Below are 20,048 nucleotides of genomic sequence, written 5' to 3'. Positions count from 1 at the left end.
TCTATCTCTTTAGGGTTGGCCGTCGGATTTGTCCGAAATCCGCTGCGCAGCTTTTGCTGATGCAGGGCTCGCGTTCAGTCAGATGCGCCGGATGATGCAAAGCGGTGGCCGCCTTCAGGCGGCCGTTTGCAATTGGCGTCTCTGTTCAGCCGGAATGCCGCATGGTAGTAGATAAAGCCATATGAGCACCGGGGACCCCGACAGCGTCATTCTTCGACTGCTGCGCGATATGCGCGCAGAGATTGGCGATATCCGCGCCGAGATGGCGACGAAGAAGGACATCGCTGACGTTCGGTCCGAGATGATATCCGAGATCAATTCGCTGCGGGCCGACGCCGCATCCGATATGGCAGTGCTTCGCAAAGATGTTGGCGAGCAAATCGCCGGCTTGCGTCGTGCGGTGGTGGAGTATCACACCTCCGTCGTCGGTCATGGCATCCTGATCAGCGAGCTCGAAGCTCGCGTCCGCCGCGTCGAGCAGCACCTCAACTTGCCGGCCGTCGATACGAACTAGCGGTTAGCCGCACTGGGGACGATCGCCGCTACGGTGAACCTCAAACCGGTTCGCCCCGCCACTGTGTCCTGAAAGCAACTGTCGTTGCCAAACGGGCACATGGTGCCCTCGTGAAACAAAATTTGGCCGAACTCTGGCGTCCTGATAAGACGCATGTGGGTGCCGTTCGGGCACCTTATCCATATTTGGGCGAGAGAGAATGTATTTCCGTAAGATCACAAGCGGCGCGCTGGCCCTGCTTTTGCTGCCGGGAACGGCGGCGATGGCGCGTGACGCGCATATTGGGGCGCTCGGCCATCCGGGCGCGGCACATGAAGCTCAGCCGGTCGGCCTGCAGCGTGCCGGTCTGTTCGGCCTTTTTCATAAGAGCGACAACGAGGCTAGGAGCGACAACGAGGCGCCGCCAGTCACGCTGGCCCAGGCCGTGGACCCGCGGGTCAACCAACTCGAGGAGGAGATCCGGAAGCTTTCCGGCACCGTCGAGGAGCTCAATTTCCAGATCCTGCAGATGCAGGAGCAGTTGAGAAAGATGCAGGAAGACAACGAGTTCCGGTTCCAGGAGCTGGAGAAGGGCAGCACCGCAGGGGCCGGCTCCAACAAGAAGAGTGAGGCATCACCGGCCAGGACCAAAGCTGCCTCTGATACGGGCGCCACCGGCACAGGCGATGCGACCGCGACTGTGCTGCCACAGGACAACGGCTCGCCTCAGAGCGGCAGGGGCGCCCCGCCGGCTGACCTTGGCACCATCACCGTGGACAAGGACGGCAATGTCGAGAACAGCTCGGTCGGCCGGCCCGTCGACCTGTTGCACGGCTCGGGGAATTCATCAGACAACGCGCAGGTCGCCGCTCTGCCTTCAACCGACGACCCTGACGAGCTCTACCGCAACGCTTACGAATTCATATTGTCGGGCGATTACACGACCGCAGAGGCTGGCTTCCGCCAGCATATCAGCCGCTTCCCGGCGGATCCCAAGGCGGCCGACGCGCATTACTGGTTGGGCGAGTCGCTGCTCGGACAGCAGAAATATCGGGATGCGGCCGAGGTTTTTTTGGGTGCCAGCAAGGAATATCCTGATGCGACCAAGGCGCCGGACATGCTCCTCAAGCTCGGCGTATCGTTGAAGGCGCTCAAACAGCACGACGTCGCATGCGCGACTTTCAAGGAAGTCAACAAACGTTATCCGCGTGCATCGGACGCGCTGAAGCAGCGCGTGAAGCAGGAACAGGCGCTCGCTGCGTGCTGAGCGCTGCTCCAGGCATTGATCCCAACCGCATCTTTTCAGATTTCCGGCTCGCCGACCGCGACGCCGTGATTGCCGCCGTCTCGGGCGGCAGCGATTCACTCGCTCTACTGTTTCTCCTGAAGGCATTCCTTGACGCCCAAGCTTTGACGCCGCGACTTATCGCCGTCACGGTCGATCATGGCCTGAGGACCGAGTCCGCGCGGGAGGCCGAAACCGTCGCCGCGATCTGCGGGAAGGCAGGCATCGAGCACCGTATTGCGCGCTGGACCGGCGCCAAGCCTGCAAGTGGCGTGTCGGCAGCCGCGCGCGAGGCACGTTATCGGCTGCTCGCGGACGCGGCCATGCTCGAGGGAACCGACATTATCCTGACAGGCCACACGCTGGATGATCAGATCGAGACGGTGGCGATGCGCGCCGAGCGCGGCGACGGGCGCGGGCTCGCCGGCATGGCCCGCGCGACGCTTTACGGTGGCCGCGTCTGGATCCTGCGAGCCCTGCTTGGTGCGCGGCGCGCCGAGTTGCGACAATGGCTCGGCGCCCGCGCCGTCGTCTGGATCGACGATCCGACCAACATCGATGAGAAATACGAGAGGGCTCGCCTGCGCGGTGCAAGGGAGCGGCCACCCGAGACGTCGCAGCCAGCCTCTTCTCGTGCTTCAGCGGGCGGGAGCGAGGGGCAGTCTGGCGTTCAGGACGCCGAGCAGGTTCAGTCCGAAATCGTTCGAGCCGCGGCCAGGCGCATCGCGCTCGGGGAAAGGGCAGCCGACCTCATCCGCGCCCATGCCAGGGTGGCCGTGCCCGGCCTCGTCTCGTTGGACCGGGCATTTGCGCAAGCGAGCGACAAGAGAGCGGCGTCATATGCATTGCGCATGCTGCTTGCAGTGCTCGGAGGCAAAGAGCAGCTTCCCGATCTCGCACGCAGTGCTGCCCTGTTCGATCATCTCGGCCAAACCCGGCACCGCGCTACATTGTCGCGGACGGTCGTGGATGTTCGCCGGGCCGGCGTCTTTCTCTATCGCGAGCGGCGCGGCCTTCCCCAGCCTATGCTGCTCGGCGGTGAACTGAACTGGGACGGACGCTACCGAATCGAAGCGCCCGAGCAGGCCGGGCAAATGCTGCTTGCGCCGTTCGGCGACGATAGTGCCCGGCGGGCAGAGCTGCCCGCGGCGGATGCGCCTGAGAGCCTGGTTCGGCTGGCGCTGGCCTGCCAGCCTGCAGTTCACCCGGTCGAAAGAGCTGCTTCTCAGCGCATGCCGGCCCTTCTTCCCATCACGACCCGGAGAAGGGAGGGGGCCGCAACGTTCGCGACTCGCTCCCATGCTTCGCCGGGAGAGCGTGAGGGCGAGTGGGCGGCAGCCGTGGCAATTCCCATCCTCGCTCCATGGGCGCGCTTCCTGCCGAGCTTTGACCTGGCAGCGGCCGGAGCCGTCGCGATGCTGCTTGGCACGGAACAACCGCCGGAACCGCCTTTTGCAGGCCACAATGCGCGCGGAGGTTAACTCAAGGCGGGCGTTTCGCTTGGCAATAGGGGCTGCTGTCCCTATGTTAACCTGAAGCTTTCACAATGATCGGTATCGAATGCTACGATACCACCGGGACACCCAATGAATCCGAACTACCGCAATCTTGCGCTTTGGGCGATCATCGCAGTCCTCTTGATCGCACTGTTCAATCTGTTTCAAACGCCGCAGCAGCGCGGCGCCTCGCGCGAGATCGCGTATTCGGAGTTTCTGACCGATCTCTCCTCCGGCCGCGTCAAGACCGTGACGATCGCGGGCGATCGCATCTCCGGCACCTATATCGACAATGCCAGCGGCTTCCAGACCTACTCGCCGGGCGACCCGTCGCTCGTCTCACGGCTTGAGGAGAAGGGTGTCACGATCACCGCCCGTCCCGAGACCGACGGCTCCAACTCGATCTTCGGTTATCTGATCTCCTGGCTGCCGATGGTGCTGATCCTTGGCGTCTGGATATTTTTCATGCGGCAAATGCAATCGGGCTCCGGACGCGCCATGGGTTTCGGCAAATCCAAGGCCAAGTTGCTCACCGAGGCGCATGGCCGCGTGACCTTCCAGGACGTCGCCGGCGTCGATGAAGCAAAGGAAGATCTCGAGGAGATCGTCGAGTTTTTGCGCGACCCGCAGAAGTTCCAGCGGCTCGGCGGCAAGATCCCGCGCGGCGTGCTTCTGGTCGGCCCGCCCGGCACCGGCAAGACGCTGCTCGCCCGCGCCATTGCCGGCGAGGCCAACGTGCCCTTCTTCACCATTTCCGGCTCAGACTTCGTCGAAATGTTCGTCGGCGTCGGCGCCAGCCGTGTCCGCGACATGTTTGATCAGGCCAAGAAGAACGCGCCCTGCATCATCTTCATCGACGAAATCGACGCGGTCGGCCGGCATCGCGGCGCCGGCCTCGGCGGCGGCAATGACGAGCGTGAGCAGACCTTGAACCAGCTGCTGGTCGAGATGGACGGCTTCGAGGCCAATGAGGGCATCATCCTGATCGCGGCGACCAACCGGCCCGACGTGCTCGACCCGGCGCTGCTGCGCCCCGGCCGCTTCGACCGCCAGGTGGTCGTGCCGAACCCGGACATCAACGGCCGCGAGAAGATCCTCAAGGTGCATGTCCGCAATGTGCCGCTGGCGCCGAATGTCGACCTCAAAGTCGTTGCACGCGGCACGCCGGGCTTTTCTGGCGCCGACCTGATGAACCTCGTCAACGAGGCCGCCTTGATGGCTGCTCGCCGCAACAAGCGGCTTGTCACCATGCAGGAGTTCGAGGACGCCAAGGACAAGGTGATGATGGGCGCCGAGCGCCGCTCGACCGCCATGACCCAGGCTGAAAAGGAGCTCACCGCCTTCCACGAGGCCGGCCATGCGATCCTGGCGCTCAAAGTGCCCTCGGCCGATCCGCTGCACAAGGCGACCATCATCCCGCGCGGCCGCGCGCTTGGCATGGTCATGCAGCTGCCCGAAGGCGACCGCTATTCGATGAGCTACAAATACATGATCTCGCGGTTGGCGATCATGATGGGCGGCCGCGTCGCCGAGGAAATCAAGTTCGGCAAGGAGAACATCACCTCCGGTGCCGCGTCCGACATCGATCAGGCGACCAAGCTCGCACGCGCCATGGTCACCCGCTGGGGCTTCTCCGACAAGCTCGGCCAGGTCGCCTACGGCGAGAACCAGGAAGAAGTGTTCCTCGGTCACTCGGTGGCACGCCAGCAGAACGTCTCGGAAGAGACGGCGCAGATCATCGATGCGGAGGTGCGCCGGCTGATCGACGAGGCCTATGCGACCGCCAGGCAGATACTGACCAAGCACAAGAAGGAATGGATCGCGCTCGCCGAAGGCCTGCTTGAATACGAGACGCTGAGCGGCGAGGAGATCAAGCAGCTGATCTCCGGCCACAGACCGGCGCGCGACCTAGGCGACGACACGCCGCCCTCGCGCGGCTCGGCCGTGCCGAAGGCAGGCGCCTCCGGCGCCCGCCGCAAGAAGGGCGGCGAGCCCGAAGGCGGCCTGGAGCCTCAGCCGCAGGGCTAGTTGAGCGCAGAATTCGATGTCGAAACGCCGCGGAAGGTACTTCGCGGCGTTTTGCGTTTGTGGAACGTTCTGATTGTCAGGTCAGCGCCGCCCCTCACCCTCACCCTCTCCCCGTGAAAAACGGGGAGAGGGTAAGGGTGAGGGGCAGCGCCAGCGTCAAACGATTCAATGCCTGAAATGGCGCACGCCTGTGAACACCATGGCAAGGCCATGCTCGTCGGCAGCGGCGATCACGTCCTTGTCGTTCACGGAGCCGCCCGGCTGGATCACCGCCGTGGCGCCGGCCTCGACTGCCGCGAGCAACCCATCGGCGAAGGGGAAGAAGGCGTCGGAGGCGACCACAGAGCCTTTCGCCAACGATTCGGCGAGGCCGGCGGCCTCGGCGGCATCCGCGGCCTTGCGGGCGGCGATACGTGAGGAATCGACCCGGCTCATCTGCCCGGCGCCGATGCCGACGGTAGCGCCATCCTTGGCATAGACGATCGCGTTCGACTTCACGTGTTTCGCGACCCGAAAGGCGATGCGCAGGTCGGCCATCTCGGCCGGCGTCGGCTTGCGCCTGGTCACGACCGTCAGCTCGAAATCGTCGACCAGCGCATTGTCCCTGCCTTGCACCAGAAGTCCGCCTGCGACCGATTTCACCGTCGTGCTTGCGGCGCGCGGGTCAGGCATGCCGCCCGCGACCAGCAGGCGCAGGTTCTTCTTCGCGGCGATGATCGCCTCTGCCTCCGGCGACACGTCCGGGGCGATGATCACCTCCGTGAAGATCTTCACGATCTCCTCGGCGGCTTCGGCGTCCAGCTTGCGGTTGACTGCGACGATGCCGCCGAAGGCCGAAACGGGATCGCAACGCAGCGCCTTCTCGTAAGCTTCCTTCAGTGTCCCACCGGTCGCCACGCCGCAGGGATTGGCGTGCTTGATGATGGCGACGGCGGCGCTCTCCTGCGGGTCGAACTCGGCCACCAGCTCGAAGGCAGCATCGGTGTCGTTGATGTTGTTGTAGGAAAGCTGCTTGCCTTGAAGCTGCCTGGCGGTCGCCACGCCGGGCCGTGCTTCGCCGGTAAGGTAGAAGCCTGCCGACTGATGTGGATTCTCGCCATAGCGCATGACGCTCGCCAGCTTGCCGCCGAACGCGCGCCACACGGGATGCTCGACCTGAAGTGCCTCGGCGAACCATTGCGAGATCGCCGCGTCATAGGCCGCAGTGCGAGTGAAGGCTTTGGCTGCAAGCTTCTTTCTGAACTCCAGCGACAGGCTGCCGAGATTCATCTCCAGCGCGCTGAGCACGGGTGCATAGTCGTCCGGGTCGGTGACGACGGCCACATAGGCATGGTTTTTCGCGGCGGCGCGCAGCATCGCCGGCCCGCCTATGTCGATATTCTCGACTGACGTCGCATAATCGGCGCCGGAAAAGCGCACTTGCTCGAATGGGTAGAGATTGACCACAACGAGGTCGATCGGATGGATTGCATGGTCCTGCATGGCGCGCGCGTGCTCCGGGTCGTCGCGTACACCGAGCAGGGCGCCATGAATGGCGGGATGCAGTGTCTTCACACGGCCGTCCATGATCTCGGGAAAGCCGGTCACCTCCGACACATCGCTGACCGAGATGCCGGCAGAGGCGATCGCCTTGGCCGTGCCGCCCGTCGAGATCAGCTCGACGCCGGCCTTGGCGAGGCCTGCAGCGAAATCGATAAGCCCCGTCTTGTCAGAAACCGAGAGGAGCGCGCGACGAACCGGGACGAGGTCGGGCGCAGCGATGTTCTTCGAGGCAACAGCCATGGCGATTGAACCCTTAGAGCACGATCCCGAACCGAAAGTCAGCGACAGCAAGAAAAGCTGCAGACCCTGGGAAAGGATCATGCGGCAAAACGAAGTCAGAGCAGTGCGACTGCTCCAGGCCGCTTGCCGCGGGCCCTATCACAGATGGTTCGGGATTCAAGCGCTTTCGCGGTCCGGAACCCTGATCCGTGTGAACTGCCAACGCACCTCAGGGACCTCGGAAGCCTTGAAGGACAGTACGATCTGCCGCGTCTTGCGCGGACCGCTCAGCCCGGCGAAGAAAATCGATTCCTCGATCACCGGCGCAACGCCTGTTGTCGTGAACGCCCAGCTTTCGGTTCCCTGTCCGAAGATCACCAGCCGATCGTCCTCGGCGGCGAGCTCACGCTCCGGATGAATATGGAAGCGTATCGAGACGAAGTCGCGGCCGTTGTTCTTTGCGCGCTTGCCGCCCGAAAGGAAGAAGCGATCGAGGCCCTTCAGCACGTCGCCCCCGAGCGAGAGGGACAGCCCTCGCTCGTGATAGAGGCCGAAGCGTGAGACATAGCCGTCATGCACCGCAATGAAGGCTTGCGTATCCTGGCTGTCGCGCCGTTCGCACGAGACGCGTTTCGGACCGCCGACCAGCGGCGCACCGAGAAGGGAGTTGACGCCGGTCGAGAGGTTGAAGCGCGCCGAGGAGGTGTCGTTGAGAGTCGCCGTCGAATGGGCGGCCGTGGCGCGCATGAGGGGCCGGAAGTCGGTGGCGCCGAAAGTGTCGACGCCTGAATTGACGATGAAACCGTGGCGGCCGGACGACATCTCGAAGGAAAGGCAGCCGGCATGAGCATGCGCCGAGACGCCTGTCGGCGGCGACGTGCCGGTGTCGGCGATGACGGTCGTTCCGCCCATGGAGAGCCGCTCATAGCCGGAATGCGGTGCATGCAGGAGCGGCGCGCCGCCGGTGTCGTCATGGCGCAGGATCGCCACGATGCGATCCTGGATGGTGGCGCCCATGCCGTTGAAGCGGGCGAGGCTGCCGTCCTGATGCCGGAAAAAACGCAACGCCGGCAACATACGTTCGACAGCAGCGATGAGCGCGGTCGGCGGCTCCTCGGCCTGGTTGGCGTAAGTCTGGCGGAGCGGCAAGAGATCGGCGAGCAGCTCGAGCACCATCATCGGGTTGCGAGAAATATGCCCGCCGTCCGGCAGGATCTGGCGCTCGATTTCGGCCGTCAGGTTGCGGGTGGCGTTACGTAGCGCCGTCTGTGGCACCGGTAGCGAGAGCGCGGCAAAGGCAAGCGCGATCCTGGCGCGCAGCGCGTCCTTGCCATCGGGCATTTCCTTCGCCATCGAGCGCAGGAAGCGTATCTGCATCGCAAGCGATTTCAGGAAGGCGCGGTAGAAAGGGAATTCAGCGCCCTGCAGCACCACCGATGAGTGCTGCAGCCAGGCAATGATACGCTTGGCCGTCACTGCAGGATCCCAGGCAACGCCGGAGATGCGGGTGCCGTGCGCGGCGATCCAGTCGGAGACCAGAGCACGAGCATTGGCTGCGGCAAGCTCCGTGCCAGCGGCGCGCATGTGGCGGAGCCAGCGGAAGCCGTGCAGCGACCTGAGCCACTGCGGGTTCGCCCCCTCGAGCTGGAAAGGCGAGCGGCCGCCGGTTTCGACGAGCTGGCCGGCCAGCGGGAACCGACCGGAATAGATTTCGAGGGCGATCTGCCTGTCGGCATGCCTGAGGTCCGGCGGCGCGATCAGCACGCGCTCGGGCGTGCGGCCAGTGTAGCGCCAATGATAGATCGGACCGGCGCGCAGCTTACGGCGACCTCGTCGCCATAGCTCACGCGCCATCAGCGTCCACAGACGCGAGCTGTTGTCGGCAACGCTCGCCAAAAAAGCCCCTCCTGATGTTCCCGGTGCAGCTCGACAATGTAATTGATTAGAATTTAAGCGCGAGCCGAAAGATTGAGGTACCGAAAATTGGCTAGAGCGGCGTGATCGCTCCGCCACTCTATCTTTTTCTTGGCGCATCGGGTTTGTCCGAAAACCGCTTCGCACATTTCGCTGGCGCGGTCCTTCGGTTCGGCCGATGCCCTAATGGAGCCGTAGCAGCCTCACGGCAAAGAAGCCGTCCAGACCGGAAATCTCCGGCCTGCCGAGATCGAGGTCGGCCGGCGTGGTTCTGATCGCGCCGCGCGGAGTGATGAAGCAATCCGCACCGGCGATCTCGCCCGGCCGAACCGATTCGACCACCATATGGGGATTTTCCGCCAGGAACTCGGCAAGCAGAAGCTCGCCTTCGACCGGATCCAACGAGCAGTTTGAAAAGACGATGCGACCGCCCGGCCTCACCAGCCTGGTGGCAGCCTGCAGGAGCCGAGCCTGCAGGGCCGCGAGCCTGGCCACGTCTTCCGACGACTTCGTCCAGGGAATGTCGGGATGGCGGCGCACCGTGCCGGTCGACGAACAAGGCGCGTCGAGAAGCACGGCATCGAAAGCCTCTCCCGCCTCATATTTCGACACGTCGGCCTCGATCACCTTCGCCTGCAGGCGCAGCCTGGCGAGATTTTCGTTCAGGCGCTTCAGGCGGTTGGCCGAAGTGTCGATCGCAGTCACTTCCGCCCCGGCCAGGACGAGCTGTGCGGTCTTGCCGCCGGGCGCGGCGCATAGGTCGGCGACCTTCCTGCCGGCGAGGCTGCCGAGCATGCGGGCAGGCAGGGCAGCCGCAGCGTCCTGCACCCACCACTCGCCCTCCTCGAAGCCGGGCAGCTCTGCTACCGGTGCGGCCAGGCGCTCGACGCGTACCGAGCCTGTCGGAAGCACCATGCCGCCGAGAGCCGTCGCCCACTTCTGAGGGTCGGACTTAACGGTGAAATCGACCGGGGCCTCGATCCGGTGCGCTGCAAGGATCGCGCCCGCCTTTGCCGGACCATAGGCAGCTGCAAGGCGGTCGCGAAACCATTCCGGCGCCTCGTGGCCCTCGGCCAGCCTGGCTGGAAGGGCACTCGTCTTGTCGCGCGACAGGCCACGCAGCACGGCATTGACGAGCCCGGCGAAGCGTTTCGTGCGTGGATCGGAATTGGCATGGGTGACGGCAAGGTCCACCGCCGCGCTGTCGGGCACGTCGAGAAACAGGATCTGGGCCGCAGCGACATGGAGGACATGTGAAAGCGCATGCGCGTTGGGCGGCAGAGGCTTCTCGAGGCGCGATGATATCAACCGATCGATCGTGCCGCGATAGCGCAAAGCCGTGGCGAGGATTGCCCGCACCAGCGCGCGGTCGCGCTGATCGAGCGCGAGGAATACGGGATGGCCATGCTCATGATCCGTCAGGCCGTCGAGCGGCGTCTTCGCGTCGACCACAGCACCCAGCAGCTTGGCGGCGGCCTTGCGCACGGCAAGCCCTGGAATGCTGCGCTCAGCCGGCTTCGTCTCGCGGCGTTCCGGCCTGCGCCCAGGCACTACGACCATGGACCGCGTGGTCCGGTCGGATGATTGCGACCCCACGGACCGCCCGATTGTGATTGGCTACGACCCCAGGGAGCGGTCGACTGATTCTGGCTGCGTCCCCACGGGCCCGTGCCAGCTTCCGGATCCGGCGTCGCGGCAGGGCCCGATCGCCCACCTGATTCCTTCGCCATCGCCTGGAGTGCGGCGATGCGGTTCTCCGTGGCCGGATGCGTCGAGAAGAGATTGTCCATGCGCTCGCCGGAGAGCGGATTGATGATGAAGAGGTGGGCGGTGGCCGGGTTGCGCTCGGCGTCCATGTTGGGAATGCGTTCCGCAGCGCGGGCGATCTTGTCGAGTGCCGAGGCCAGCCACAGCGGCTGTCCGCAGATTTCGGCACCGCGCCGGTCGGCCTCGTATTCGCGGGTGCGGCTGATCGCCATCTGCACCAGCATGGCTGCGAGCGGCGCAACGATCATGGCGACCAGCACGCCGATGAAGCCGAGCGGGTTGTTGTTGTCGCGGTTGCCGCCGAAGAAGAAGGCGAAATTGCCCAGCATCGAGATAGCGCCGGCAATCGTCGCGGTGATGGTCATGGTGAGCGTGTCGCGGTGCTGAACATGCGCCAGCTCATGCGCCATCACGGCCGCAACCTCCTCGTGGCTGAGCCGCTCCAGCAGGCCGGTCGTCGCCGCAACCGCTGCGTTCTGAGGATTGCGGCCGGTGGCAAAGGCGTTGGGCTGCGGGTTGTCGATCAGATAGGTCTTCGGCATCGGCAGGCCGGCGCGATCGGCGAGGTCCTTGACGATGGCGTGGAATTCGGGGGCATTGCTCGCATCCACCTCGACGGCATGGTTCATCGCCAGCACCATCTTGTCGGCGTTCCAGTAGCTGAACAGGTTCATGCCAGCGGCCATCAGGAAGGCGATGACCATGCCGCCGCCACCGCCGATTAGGTAGCCGACAGCCATGAACAGCGCCGTCAGGAAGGCGAGCAGCATCGCAGTGCGGATCGTGTTCATTGCGAGTTCCTCGTCGAATTCGCTGTAGGGCTCGATTCGGGGTGACTGTGGGCTATATGATGGTTACAGCGAACTCCAGTTTCAATGTGACCCGATCGAACGTGACAGACGACAAGACCCCAAAGGCAGAGGCGGAAACAGCCGTTACCGGGGCCAACCGGAAAGCCTTGTCGGAAGCGGCTCAGCGAGCGCTCGAGGAAGCCGCCGCCCGGCGCGAGGAATATCGCAAGCGCGAGGCTGCACTGCCGAAGGAATATGGCGGCCGGGGCGGCAAGGAGCCGGGCCGCTACGGTGACTGGGAGGTCAAGGGCCTCGCCAGCGATTTCTGAAGGCCGGCCCCATGTGGATCAGCTACTCTTGCGGCCGGGCCAGCCCATCAATAGCTTCGCGTCCTTCTCCGCCGCGCGCGCCTTCTCGGCATCCCTGAAGATTCGGGTCACGCATTGCGGCTTGCTGCGGTCGATGACGTCATAGACCAGGTGATAGCCGGTCTTGTCCATGATCGGGCCGATCCAGCCCGCGCAGTGGTCGCAATAGCGGCCCATCGGCTCGGCATCGTTGTCCATCACCTTGCTGAGGCTCGGGCAAAGGTTCATCCTCAGTTCCAGCCGATCCTCGTTCACATCGAGGTCCATGTCGCAGTTCTCCTCGTCGCGGATATGCGACCAGTACTCGTACATGCCCTCCAGCCCTCTGCTCTCAATAAGGGCCAGTATGTGCTTCTCCTGGTTCTTCGAGATCTCGAGGAAGTAGTCCTGCAAGGCTTGCTCGCCCTGCGCTTCGAGGAATTTGAAGACCTCGTTGTAGAAGCGGGTGAAATGATCGCTGGGGATCACGCGCGCCTCCTGATGACCTGACGGCAGGAGCCCTCGCCGGTGATCTCCGTGTCGATAGAGAAGGGGGATCCTTGCGCCATCGCCTCGTTCGTGCGGATGGTCTGGTCACAGAAATGCGGCGACACCGAGCCGACGAGCTTCTTCACATGGTGCCAGGCCGTGCATCTGCGCACCGTGAGCACGATCTCGTCCTCGCCGACCGCGATGTCGTAGTCGGCGCCTTCCCGGTCGAAGAAATGCTGCCAATGGCGAAGCAGTTGCGCGGTATCGCCGGCGAGCAGATCGCGGCGGATGCTGGCATAGACGTCACGACCCACCTTGGCGAAGATCTGGTCCATGGTCGCCACGCCATATCTGGCGATGATGAAATCTATGGTCGTATTGGTGGCGCCGTGGAAATCGAGGTGGACATTGCCGCCTTCCTCGTAACGAAGAGCTTTTGCTGGTTCACTCATGGCGCCCCCACAAGCATTTGCCGCCGACATAAGTTGCCCTGATTTCGAGCGTCGCGGCATCGAGCAAGGCGAAATCGGCCATCCTGCCCCTGGCAATGCTGCCGATCTCGTTCTCCATGCCGAGCACACGCGCCGGCACCAGGCTGGTCGCATGCGCCACCTGCACGAGGTCCCGTCCCGAAAACCGGAGGTAGTTGCGCATGGCCTCATCCGGTGCGAGCGATGACCCGCACAGCCCGCCCTGCCTGTCGCGCACCGCCTTGCCGGGTGCGCTGGTCACCCAATAACCGGGGTAGAACTCGAATTCGGCGCCGGGCGTGCCGGCATATTTCATCGCATCCGTCTCCAGGAACACGCGATCCGGTGAAAGCTGTGCGAGCAAGCGGACCATTTGCGGCTCCACATGGATGCCGTCTGCGACAAGGCCCAGCGCCAGGCCCGGTTCCGCAAGCAGGGCGTCGGTCAGCGACATGACGTGCATGCCCATGCCGCGCGGCGGATAGGTGGGCATCACATTGTACATATGCGTGACCGCATCGATGCCCCAGGAAACGTAGCGGGGAATGTGCTCGGGGCGCGCCAGGCTATGGCCGAGATGGATGGAAACGCCTGCCGCCTTGAGCACGTCGATGAACTCTTCCGCGCCCTCCCGCTCCGGCGCGAGGGTCACGGCCTTCAGCCTTCCCCCGGTCGCTGCGAGCATCCGCTTTGCCAATTCGAGGCTCGGCGGGACGATGTTCTCGGGATTATGCGCGCCCGGCGAGCCGAAGCACGGCCCTTCGCTGTGGACGCCGAGCGCGCGGGCGCCACCGGCGCTCTCACACTGTGCCGCAAGGCGCGACAGCACGCCTTCCATCGAGGCAGGCGGCAGGCAGCTGATCGACGGCAGGAAGCCGGTCACGCCGTGCCTCAGCAGCCGCCGGGAATTCTCGTCCACTGCTCCGGGCTCGGTATCGTTGTAGAGGTGGTTGCCGAAGCCGTGCTGCAAAACGTCGATGATGCCGGGGAAGAGGATGCCGCCGGCGCCGTCGATCCGCTGCCAGTTGTCACCGATTTCCGCGCCAGCCGGCACGAAACCCGCAAACCGGTCGCCTGCGATCAACAGGTCGCTGGCGATTTGTCCGGTTGGTGTCACCACGGTGATGTTCGACCATCTCTGCTTCACGGGCATTGTGTGTCCTAGAGGATTTCGGGTTCATCCGGCGGCAGGCCAGGTCATCTGGTTGGCGAGCACGCCGCCGTCGACGTAGAGCATCTGTCCCGTCACGTAGCGTGCGCCTTCGGAGGCGAGGAACACGGCCGCCGTGCCGATGTCGTTCGCCTCGCCAATGCGGCCGAGCGGGATCTGCTTGGCCAAGCCCGGCCGAACCCCTGCTCTATCGAGGCCAGCGCGGGTGAGGGGCGTGTCGATGATGCCCGGCCCGAGGCCATTCACCCTGACCCCGCGCGGTGCCAGCGTCACAGCCATCGAGCGGATCAGCATCAGTACGGCGCCTTTCGAGGCGTCATAGACGACGCTGTTTTTCTCCGCCGCCAGCGAGTTGGTCGAGCCCACGCAGATGATGCTGGCGTTCTCCTGGCCTGGCGAAAGGTGCCGCACGAAAGCCTGCGCAGCGAAGAGGTAACCACGGACGTTGAGATTGAAGGTGCGGTCGAAGATGGTTTCGCTCAGCTCCTCAAAATCCGCATCGCAAAACGTGCCTGCGTTGTTGACGAGCGTGTCCAGTCTGCCGAGCCGCTTATGCGCCTCGGCAACGAAGCCGCGCGCGCCCTCGACCGTGGAGAGATCGGCCTGAACGAAATGGCACTCGGTCAGCCCGGAGAGCTGTTCCCGCGCGGTGCGATCCGGCACATGCGAATTGATGACCAGGCGCGCGCCCGTGCGCGCAAAGGCTTCCGCAATGGCGAAGCCGATCCCCTGGGTGGATCCGGAAATACAGACGCAAGGCTTCGTCATCGGATCGTTCCTAATCCAGCGCGGTTCCGGCGAGCCCGCCTTCGACGCTGAGCACGGCGCCGACGAGATTCCTGGTCGCCTCGGCCTGCGGCTTGGTGAAGAGGTCCAGCGGCCGCCCGACCTCGACGATCTTGCCAGACGACATCACGAACACCCGGCTGGTCGCATAGGCGACGACCGAAAGGTCGTGGGCGATGAAGACCAGGCTGAGGCCGAGATTCCTGACGAGGTCCTTGAGCAGGTTGAGCACCTGCGCCTGAATGGAGACGTCGAGCGCCGAAACCGGCTCGTCCGCGATAAGCACCTTGGGCCCCGGCATCAAGGCCCGGGCAATGGCGATCCGCTGCAGCTGCCCCCCGGAGAACTCATGCGGATATCGCTCGATCGCGTTGCGGCCCAGGCCGACCTGGTCGAGGACCTCGATCACGCGCGCGGCGTGGTCGCAGTCGATCTGCAGGCTGCGTAGCGGCTCGAGCAGCGACGTGCCCACGCGCATGCGCGGGTCGAGTGATGAGCGGGGGTTCTGGAGCACGATCTGGACGGAGCGACGGAAATGCCGCCGTTTTTCGCGATCTGCCGACCAGACGTCGAATCCGTCGAACAAGACATTGCCGGATTGCGGACGCTCGGACCCGGTCAGGATGCGAGTGAGCGTGGTCTTGCCCGAGCCGGATTCACCCACCAGCCCAACCGCTTCCCCGGGGCGGACGTCGAGATCGACGTGATCCAGCACCTTCAGCGACGGGCGGGCCCCAAAAAGCGACTGGCGCCGCAAGGCATATGTCTGCGTCACCTGCCGCATCTCCAGGAGCGGCGCCGATAGGACGGACAAACTGGCGGAGGCGTTCATGGCGCGGACAACTCGGCCAGCGCCGCAACCGGGTTCCAGCAGGCGGCGTTGTCGCCGACGAGCTCGGGCATGCGCATCCGGCATGTGTCGGTGGCGGCGTTGCAACGGGGATGGAACGCGCATCCGGCAGGCAGGTCGTGCAAAGGCGGCACCATGCCGGGAATCGAGGCGAGCCGCGAAGAGCCGTCCAGGGCGATGTTGTCCATGGTCGGCTGCGAGTCGAGCAGGCCGCGTGTGTAGTGATGGCGAGGCGAACGGAACACCTCTGCGACCGGCCCCATTTCGACGATACGGCCGGCATACATGACCGCCACCGTGTCGCACATGGCTGCGATGACAGGCAGGTCGTGCGTGATCATCAGCAGCGCGCAGCCTCGCTCCTTCACCGCGCCGTTGAGCAGGCGCAAGACCTGCTTCTGCACGGTCACATCGAGCGCCGTTGTTGGCTCGTCCGCGATGATCAGCTGCGGATAGCAGGCGAGCGCCATGGCGATCATGATGCGCTGCCGCTGCCCGCCGGAAAGCTCATGCGGATAGGCGCGCAGGATCTGCTCGCCGCGCGGCAGCTTCATCTGGTTGATGAGTTCCAGCGCGCGCCGCTCGGCCTCGCGCCTGTCGGCGTCCGTATGCCGCCGGATCACCGAGGTGATCTGATGGCCGACGCGCCGCACCGGATCGAGCGCCGAGAGCGGGTCCTGGAACACCATCGACAGCGTACGGCCGCGCCGTGCCGACATCGCCCGGTCGGATTGCTGGACAAGGTCGACGCCGTCATGCAGCACGCTGCCGGCCGCGTTCCAGCCCATCGGCAGAAGTCCCATCAGCGCGAGCGCCGTCATCGACTTGCCTGAGCCGGATTCGCCAACCAGTCCCATGCGTCCGCCAGCCGGAACGGTGAAGGAGACACCGCGGACCGCGGTGAGCGTTCCGTTGCCGACGACAAGATCGCGAACGTCGAGGGCGGGACGCGCCATCATGCCGCCCTCGGCTTGAGCTTCGGATCGAGCACGTCCCGCAGGCCGTCGCCGAGCAGGTTCAGCCCCAGCACGACGAAGACGATGGCGAGACCCGGCCATATGGCAAGCGGCGAGGAGATGCCGACCGACTGCTGGGCCTCATTGAGCATCAGCCCCCAGGAAATCGAAGGCCTCGTCACCCCGACGCCGAGATAGGACAGTCCGGCCTCGGTCAGGATGCCGGCCGCGAAATAGAGTGTGAACTGGACGATCATGACCCCGGCAATATTGGGCAGGACGTGGCGGGCGAGGATGAAGACCCTGCCGCGTCCGTAAAGCTTCGCCGCGGTGATGAAGTCCTCCTGCAGCACGCTCATCGCGGCCGAGCGGATGACGCGCGTGAAGGACGGCGTGAAGAATGCGGTGAGCGCGAAGATCGTGGTGAGAGCGCCCGGCCCCATCGTCGCAGCCAGCACAAGTGCGGTGACCATGCCTGGGATCGATAGCATGATGTCGGCGCTGCGGCTGATCGCCTCGTCGGCGATTTTGCCGTAAGCCGCCGCGATCAGTCCGGTGATGGTTCCGAGCAGCAGGCTGATCGTGGCGCCGCCCGCGCCGACGAGGATAGACGTGCGCGCGCCCACCATGAGCTGAGAGACGATGTCGCGGCCGAGAACGTCAGTTCCCAGAAGATGGCCTGGCGATCCCGCCGGCAGCAGCCTGAAGCGGATGTTGGGGATATTCGGGTTCGACGGAAGATAGAAGAACGAGACGATGGCGATGACGAGGAACCCAACCGTCAGCCCGATGCCGATGACCAGTGACATGTTCCAGGTGCCGCGCCTCGGCGCCTTGGCGGGCGTCGAAGCGGAGGGCGCGGAATGCTGCAGTCCGATGTTGCTCATGCGCTTGCCCTGACGCGCGGATCGAGGAAGCCGTAGAGCAGGTCCACGATCAGATTGACGGTGATCACGAAGACGATGATCAGCATGACGGTGGACTGCACCACGATGACCTCCCGGGCAGCGACGTTGGCGAGGATCATGCGGCTGAGCCCGGGCAGGGAAAACACGGTCTCGATGATCACCGTGCCGCCGATCAGCTCGGCGATCTGCAGACCGATCACGGTAATGATGGGCAGCAGCGCGTTGCGCAGCCCCACCCGCAGCAGCGCCTGCGTACGTGTCATGCCGACGGCGCGCGCCGTGCGCACATAGTCCTGGTTCATCACGTCGAGCACGGCGGAACGGACATAGCGGATCATCACGGCAGCCATGATGATGCCAAGCGACAGGACAGGCAAAACGAGTGAGCGGACCGCGCCGGTAAAGCTGGTCGACCACGGCGTCCAGCCTCCTGTCGGCAGCCAGCCGAGATGCACGCCGAACAGCAGCGACAGCAGGATGCCGGCCCAGAACGCCGGCACCGCCACCCCGACCTGGCTGATCAGCGCCAGCACCGTCCCGGACGGCCGGCCGACATTGCGGGCCGCGTAGGTGCCGAGCGGAACGGCGATGACCAGGCCGAGCAGCAGCCCGGAAAGGGCGAGCGGAATCGAGACCGACAGCCTTGTGGTCACCAAATCCGCGACGCTCTCATTGGTTCGGAAAGATCGGCCGAGATCGCCACTCAGCATGCCGGTGATCCAGTCGAGATATTGGATGGCGATAGGGCGATCGAGGCCGTACTGATGCGCGAGCGCATTTATGGCTTCCGCGCTGGCGTCCTTGCCCAGCACGACCGCTGCGACATTGCCGCCGGCGGCGCGGATCAGCAGGAAAATGGCTAGCGAGGCAACGATGAGCGCGCCGATGAAGAAGGCCAGTTTGCGGAACGCATAGATCGCCATCTTTTGCCTCGGTCGGGTGGCGGCCGCCGGCGCTCCTGCGGCCGCCACATTGTCAACTTACCAGTGCAGGGGCGCGAGTTCGATCGCAACCGCTACGCGCGGCTCTCGGAAGCCCTTCAGGTCGGGATCGAACAGGCCGACGCCGTTCTTGGCGATGAGCGGAATGATCACTGCGTCCTTGCGCAGGATCGCGGCCGCCTCCTTCATCTTCGCCACATAGTCCTCTTGCGTCAGTGCCTGGTCCGCATCGGCGATCGCCTTGGTATACTCCGCGCTGCAATAAGTGCTCCAGCCGGCCTTGCTCTCGTCCGGGCAGACGAACTGGTCGGGGCCGGCGTCGCCGGACATGACCGTCACGTCGAACTGCGGCGGGCGACCCTGGAAGATGGTCTGGGCATAGCGGGCCAGATCCATGGCATTGCGCGTGATGTTGAAGCCGGCCGCCTGCAAGGTCGGCACCATGATGTCGGCCGGCAGCAGCAGGTCGGGCACATCGCTCAGGGATGCGTATTCGAGCGGCTTGGAGCCGTAGCCCTTTTCGGCGACGGTCGCCATCGCTCCTTCCATGTCGAAGGGATAGGGGCAGGTTTCCTCATTGGCGGGCGAGTACCAGGGCTGGTTCGGCAATGCGAAGGTGCAGGTGTTCTGTGCACCCCACGAAGCTCCGAACGCGTCATTATACTGCTGCCGGTCGAGTGTGCGGGCGATGGTCTGACGCAGCTCCGGATCGAGCTTCTGGTTGACCACGGCATAGGTCGGCTCGCCGATCTGCGGGTAGGTGACGAGCGAGAACTTCTTGTCGAGACCGCGGCGCATCAGCTGTTCCCACAGATCGATGGTGATCACGGGAAGCGAATCGACTTCGCCCGCTTCCATCGCGTTCAGGCCCGCCGTGCCGTCGGTTATGATGCGCACGCTCACATTCTTCACCGCCGGCGCCTCGCCCCAATAGTTCTCGTTGGCCGTGAACTCGAGCGAGCTGTTGGTGGTGTAGCTGACCAGCTTATACGGCCCGGTGCCGATCGGATTGGTGGCGATGCCGCCGGCCGCGGCCTTGGGCTGGATGAGGCCGGAAACACTGCCCATGCCCGCCCAGAAACCTTGGCTTGGGCGCGACAGGGTGACACGTACCTTGCGGTCATCGAGTTTCTCGATCGAGGTCACGGCGGCATAGGCTGCCGCGTTCTGCACCACGGGGCTCTTGCTCATCGTCTCCAAAGAATAGACGACGTCGTCGGTCGTCACCGGCGAACCGTCGGAGAACTTTGCCTGTCGGATGGTGAAGGTGTAGACGCGCTTGTCCTCGCTGATCTCCCAGGATTCGGCCACGCCCGGCGACACGCTCCCATCCTTGTTGAAGTAGATCAGCGGCTCGACCACATTGGCCGGGATCCAGAGGCGAAGCGCAGTCAGGTTGCTTTTCACGTAGTCGAGCGTGCCGGGATCCTGCCGGGCTACCAGCACCATCTTGTTCTCGGCTGCGCGCGGCGATGTCGCCTGCGCAAGGTCCTGCGTTGCGCCGACCGCCAGCGTGGCCATGGCTGCCATCAGACCGAAACGTCGGCCCAGATTTCCTATTCTCATCGACAAGACTTTCTCCCCTTGATCCC

The 20,048-nt window shown here is 64.5% G+C and carries 18 protein-coding genes; 5 read left to right on the top strand and 13 right to left on the bottom strand.

Features of this window, described 5'->3' with window-relative positions; translation table 11 throughout:
* Positions 1-181: 181 nt before the first annotated feature.
* From SAZ10_RS08980 to ftsH, 4 genes are all read left to right on the top strand, one after another.
* Positions 182-514 carry a hypothetical protein gene (locus SAZ10_RS08980; RefSeq protein WP_318608858.1) on the top strand — a complete coding sequence of 111 codons (333 nt, stop codon included), beginning with the start codon at positions 182-184 and terminating at the stop codon, positions 512-514.
* Between the two features lie 199 nt (positions 515-713).
* Positions 714-1,760, top strand: a complete 1,047-nt coding sequence (gene ybgF, locus SAZ10_RS08975; RefSeq protein ID WP_318608857.1) for a tol-pal system protein YbgF — start codon at positions 714-716, stop codon at positions 1,758-1,760.
* Positions 1,754-3,259: a tRNA lysidine(34) synthetase TilS gene (gene tilS, locus SAZ10_RS08970; RefSeq protein ID WP_318608856.1), complete on the top strand. Its 1,506-nt coding sequence runs from the start codon at positions 1,754-1,756 to the stop codon at positions 3,257-3,259. The genes ybgF and tilS overlap by 7 nt, the downstream gene beginning before the upstream one ends.
* Before the next feature lie 105 nt (positions 3,260-3,364).
* Entirely contained in the window at positions 3,365-5,302 is a 1,938-nt protein-coding gene (gene ftsH / locus SAZ10_RS08965; RefSeq protein ID WP_318608855.1) for an ATP-dependent zinc metalloprotease FtsH, read from the top strand.
* 165 nt (positions 5,303-5,467) lie between these two features.
* On the opposite strand, the gene purH is transcribed toward ftsH, so the two are convergent.
* From purH to htpX, 4 genes are all read right to left on the bottom strand, one after another.
* Positions 5,468-7,084: a bifunctional phosphoribosylaminoimidazolecarboxamide formyltransferase/IMP cyclohydrolase gene (gene purH, locus SAZ10_RS08960; protein WP_318608854.1), complete on the bottom strand. Its 1,617-nt coding sequence runs from the start codon at positions 7,082-7,084 to the stop codon at positions 5,468-5,470.
* A 156-nt stretch (positions 7,085-7,240) separates the two neighbouring features.
* On the bottom strand, positions 7,241-8,917 hold the full coding sequence (locus tag SAZ10_RS08955) for a heparinase II/III family protein (protein WP_318609124.1): 1,677 nt from the start codon (positions 8,915-8,917) through the stop codon (positions 7,241-7,243).
* A 243-nt stretch (positions 8,918-9,160) separates the two neighbouring features.
* Positions 9,161-10,537: an RsmB/NOP family class I SAM-dependent RNA methyltransferase gene (locus tag SAZ10_RS08950; protein ID WP_318608853.1), complete on the bottom strand. Its 1,377-nt coding sequence runs from the start codon at positions 10,535-10,537 to the stop codon at positions 9,161-9,163.
* On the bottom strand, positions 10,528-11,535 hold the full coding sequence (htpX, locus tag SAZ10_RS08945; protein ID WP_318608852.1) for a zinc metalloprotease HtpX: 1,008 nt from the start codon (positions 11,533-11,535) through the stop codon (positions 10,528-10,530). Before htpX ends, SAZ10_RS08950 begins: the two co-directional genes overlap by 10 nt.
* 59 nt (positions 11,536-11,594) lie before the next feature.
* Between htpX and SAZ10_RS08940 the strand changes: the two genes are divergently transcribed.
* The gene (locus SAZ10_RS08940) at positions 11,595-11,864 is read left to right on the top strand and encodes a DUF1674 domain-containing protein (RefSeq protein ID WP_412535194.1); all 270 of its coding nucleotides are present in this window, start codon (positions 11,595-11,597) and stop codon (positions 11,862-11,864) included.
* Positions 11,865-11,882: 18 nt separating this feature from the next.
* On the opposite strand, the gene SAZ10_RS08935 is transcribed toward SAZ10_RS08940, so the two are convergent.
* From SAZ10_RS08935 to SAZ10_RS08895, 9 genes are read right to left on the bottom strand one after another with little or no spacing between them, the layout of a single operon-like run.
* Positions 11,883-12,371, bottom strand: a complete 489-nt coding sequence (locus SAZ10_RS08935) for a hypothetical protein (protein ID WP_318608850.1) — start codon at positions 12,369-12,371, stop codon at positions 11,883-11,885.
* Positions 12,368-12,826 carry a hypothetical protein gene (locus SAZ10_RS08930; RefSeq protein WP_318608849.1) on the bottom strand — a complete coding sequence of 153 codons (459 nt, stop codon included), beginning with the start codon at positions 12,824-12,826 and terminating at the stop codon, positions 12,368-12,370. Before SAZ10_RS08930 ends, SAZ10_RS08935 begins: the two co-directional genes overlap by 4 nt.
* A complete protein-coding gene (locus SAZ10_RS08925) occupies positions 12,819-13,997 on the bottom strand; it encodes an N-acetylglucosamine-6-phosphate deacetylase (RefSeq protein WP_318608848.1) in 1,179 nt (392 codons plus the stop codon). Before SAZ10_RS08925 ends, SAZ10_RS08930 begins: the two co-directional genes overlap by 8 nt.
* Before the next feature lie 24 nt (positions 13,998-14,021).
* Positions 14,022-14,783 carry an SDR family oxidoreductase gene (locus SAZ10_RS08920; protein WP_318608847.1) on the bottom strand — a complete coding sequence of 254 codons (762 nt, stop codon included), beginning with the start codon at positions 14,781-14,783 and terminating at the stop codon, positions 14,022-14,024.
* 10 nt (positions 14,784-14,793) lie between these two features.
* Positions 14,794-15,585, bottom strand: coding sequence for a dipeptide/oligopeptide/nickel ABC transporter ATP-binding protein (locus tag SAZ10_RS08915; RefSeq protein WP_318609123.1), 792 nt, complete (start codon positions 15,583-15,585; stop codon positions 14,794-14,796).
* 44 nt (positions 15,586-15,629) lie between these two features.
* A complete protein-coding gene (locus SAZ10_RS08910) occupies positions 15,630-16,610 on the bottom strand; it encodes an ABC transporter ATP-binding protein (RefSeq protein ID WP_318608846.1) in 981 nt (326 codons plus the stop codon).
* Positions 16,607-17,494, bottom strand: coding sequence for an ABC transporter permease (locus SAZ10_RS08905; protein WP_318608845.1), 888 nt, complete (start codon positions 17,492-17,494; stop codon positions 16,607-16,609). Before SAZ10_RS08905 ends, SAZ10_RS08910 begins: the two co-directional genes overlap by 4 nt.
* A complete protein-coding gene (locus tag SAZ10_RS08900; protein ID WP_318608844.1) occupies positions 17,491-18,438 on the bottom strand; it encodes an ABC transporter permease in 948 nt (315 codons plus the stop codon). The genes SAZ10_RS08905 and SAZ10_RS08900 overlap by 4 nt, the downstream gene beginning before the upstream one ends.
* A gap of 57 nt (positions 18,439-18,495) precedes the next feature.
* On the bottom strand, positions 18,496-20,022 hold the full coding sequence (locus SAZ10_RS08895; RefSeq protein ID WP_318608843.1) for an ABC transporter substrate-binding protein: 1,527 nt from the start codon (positions 20,020-20,022) through the stop codon (positions 18,496-18,498).
* Between the last annotated feature and the right edge of the window lie 26 nt (positions 20,023-20,048).

Origin of the sequence: Mesorhizobium sp. BAC0120 (genome assembly GCF_033542235.1) — a bacterium.
Lineage (GTDB): Bacteria > Pseudomonadota > Alphaproteobacteria > Rhizobiales > Rhizobiaceae > JAWRCU01.
The sequence above is the reverse complement of the archived record's forward strand: the minus strand, read 5'-3'. Positions and strand labels throughout refer to the sequence as shown.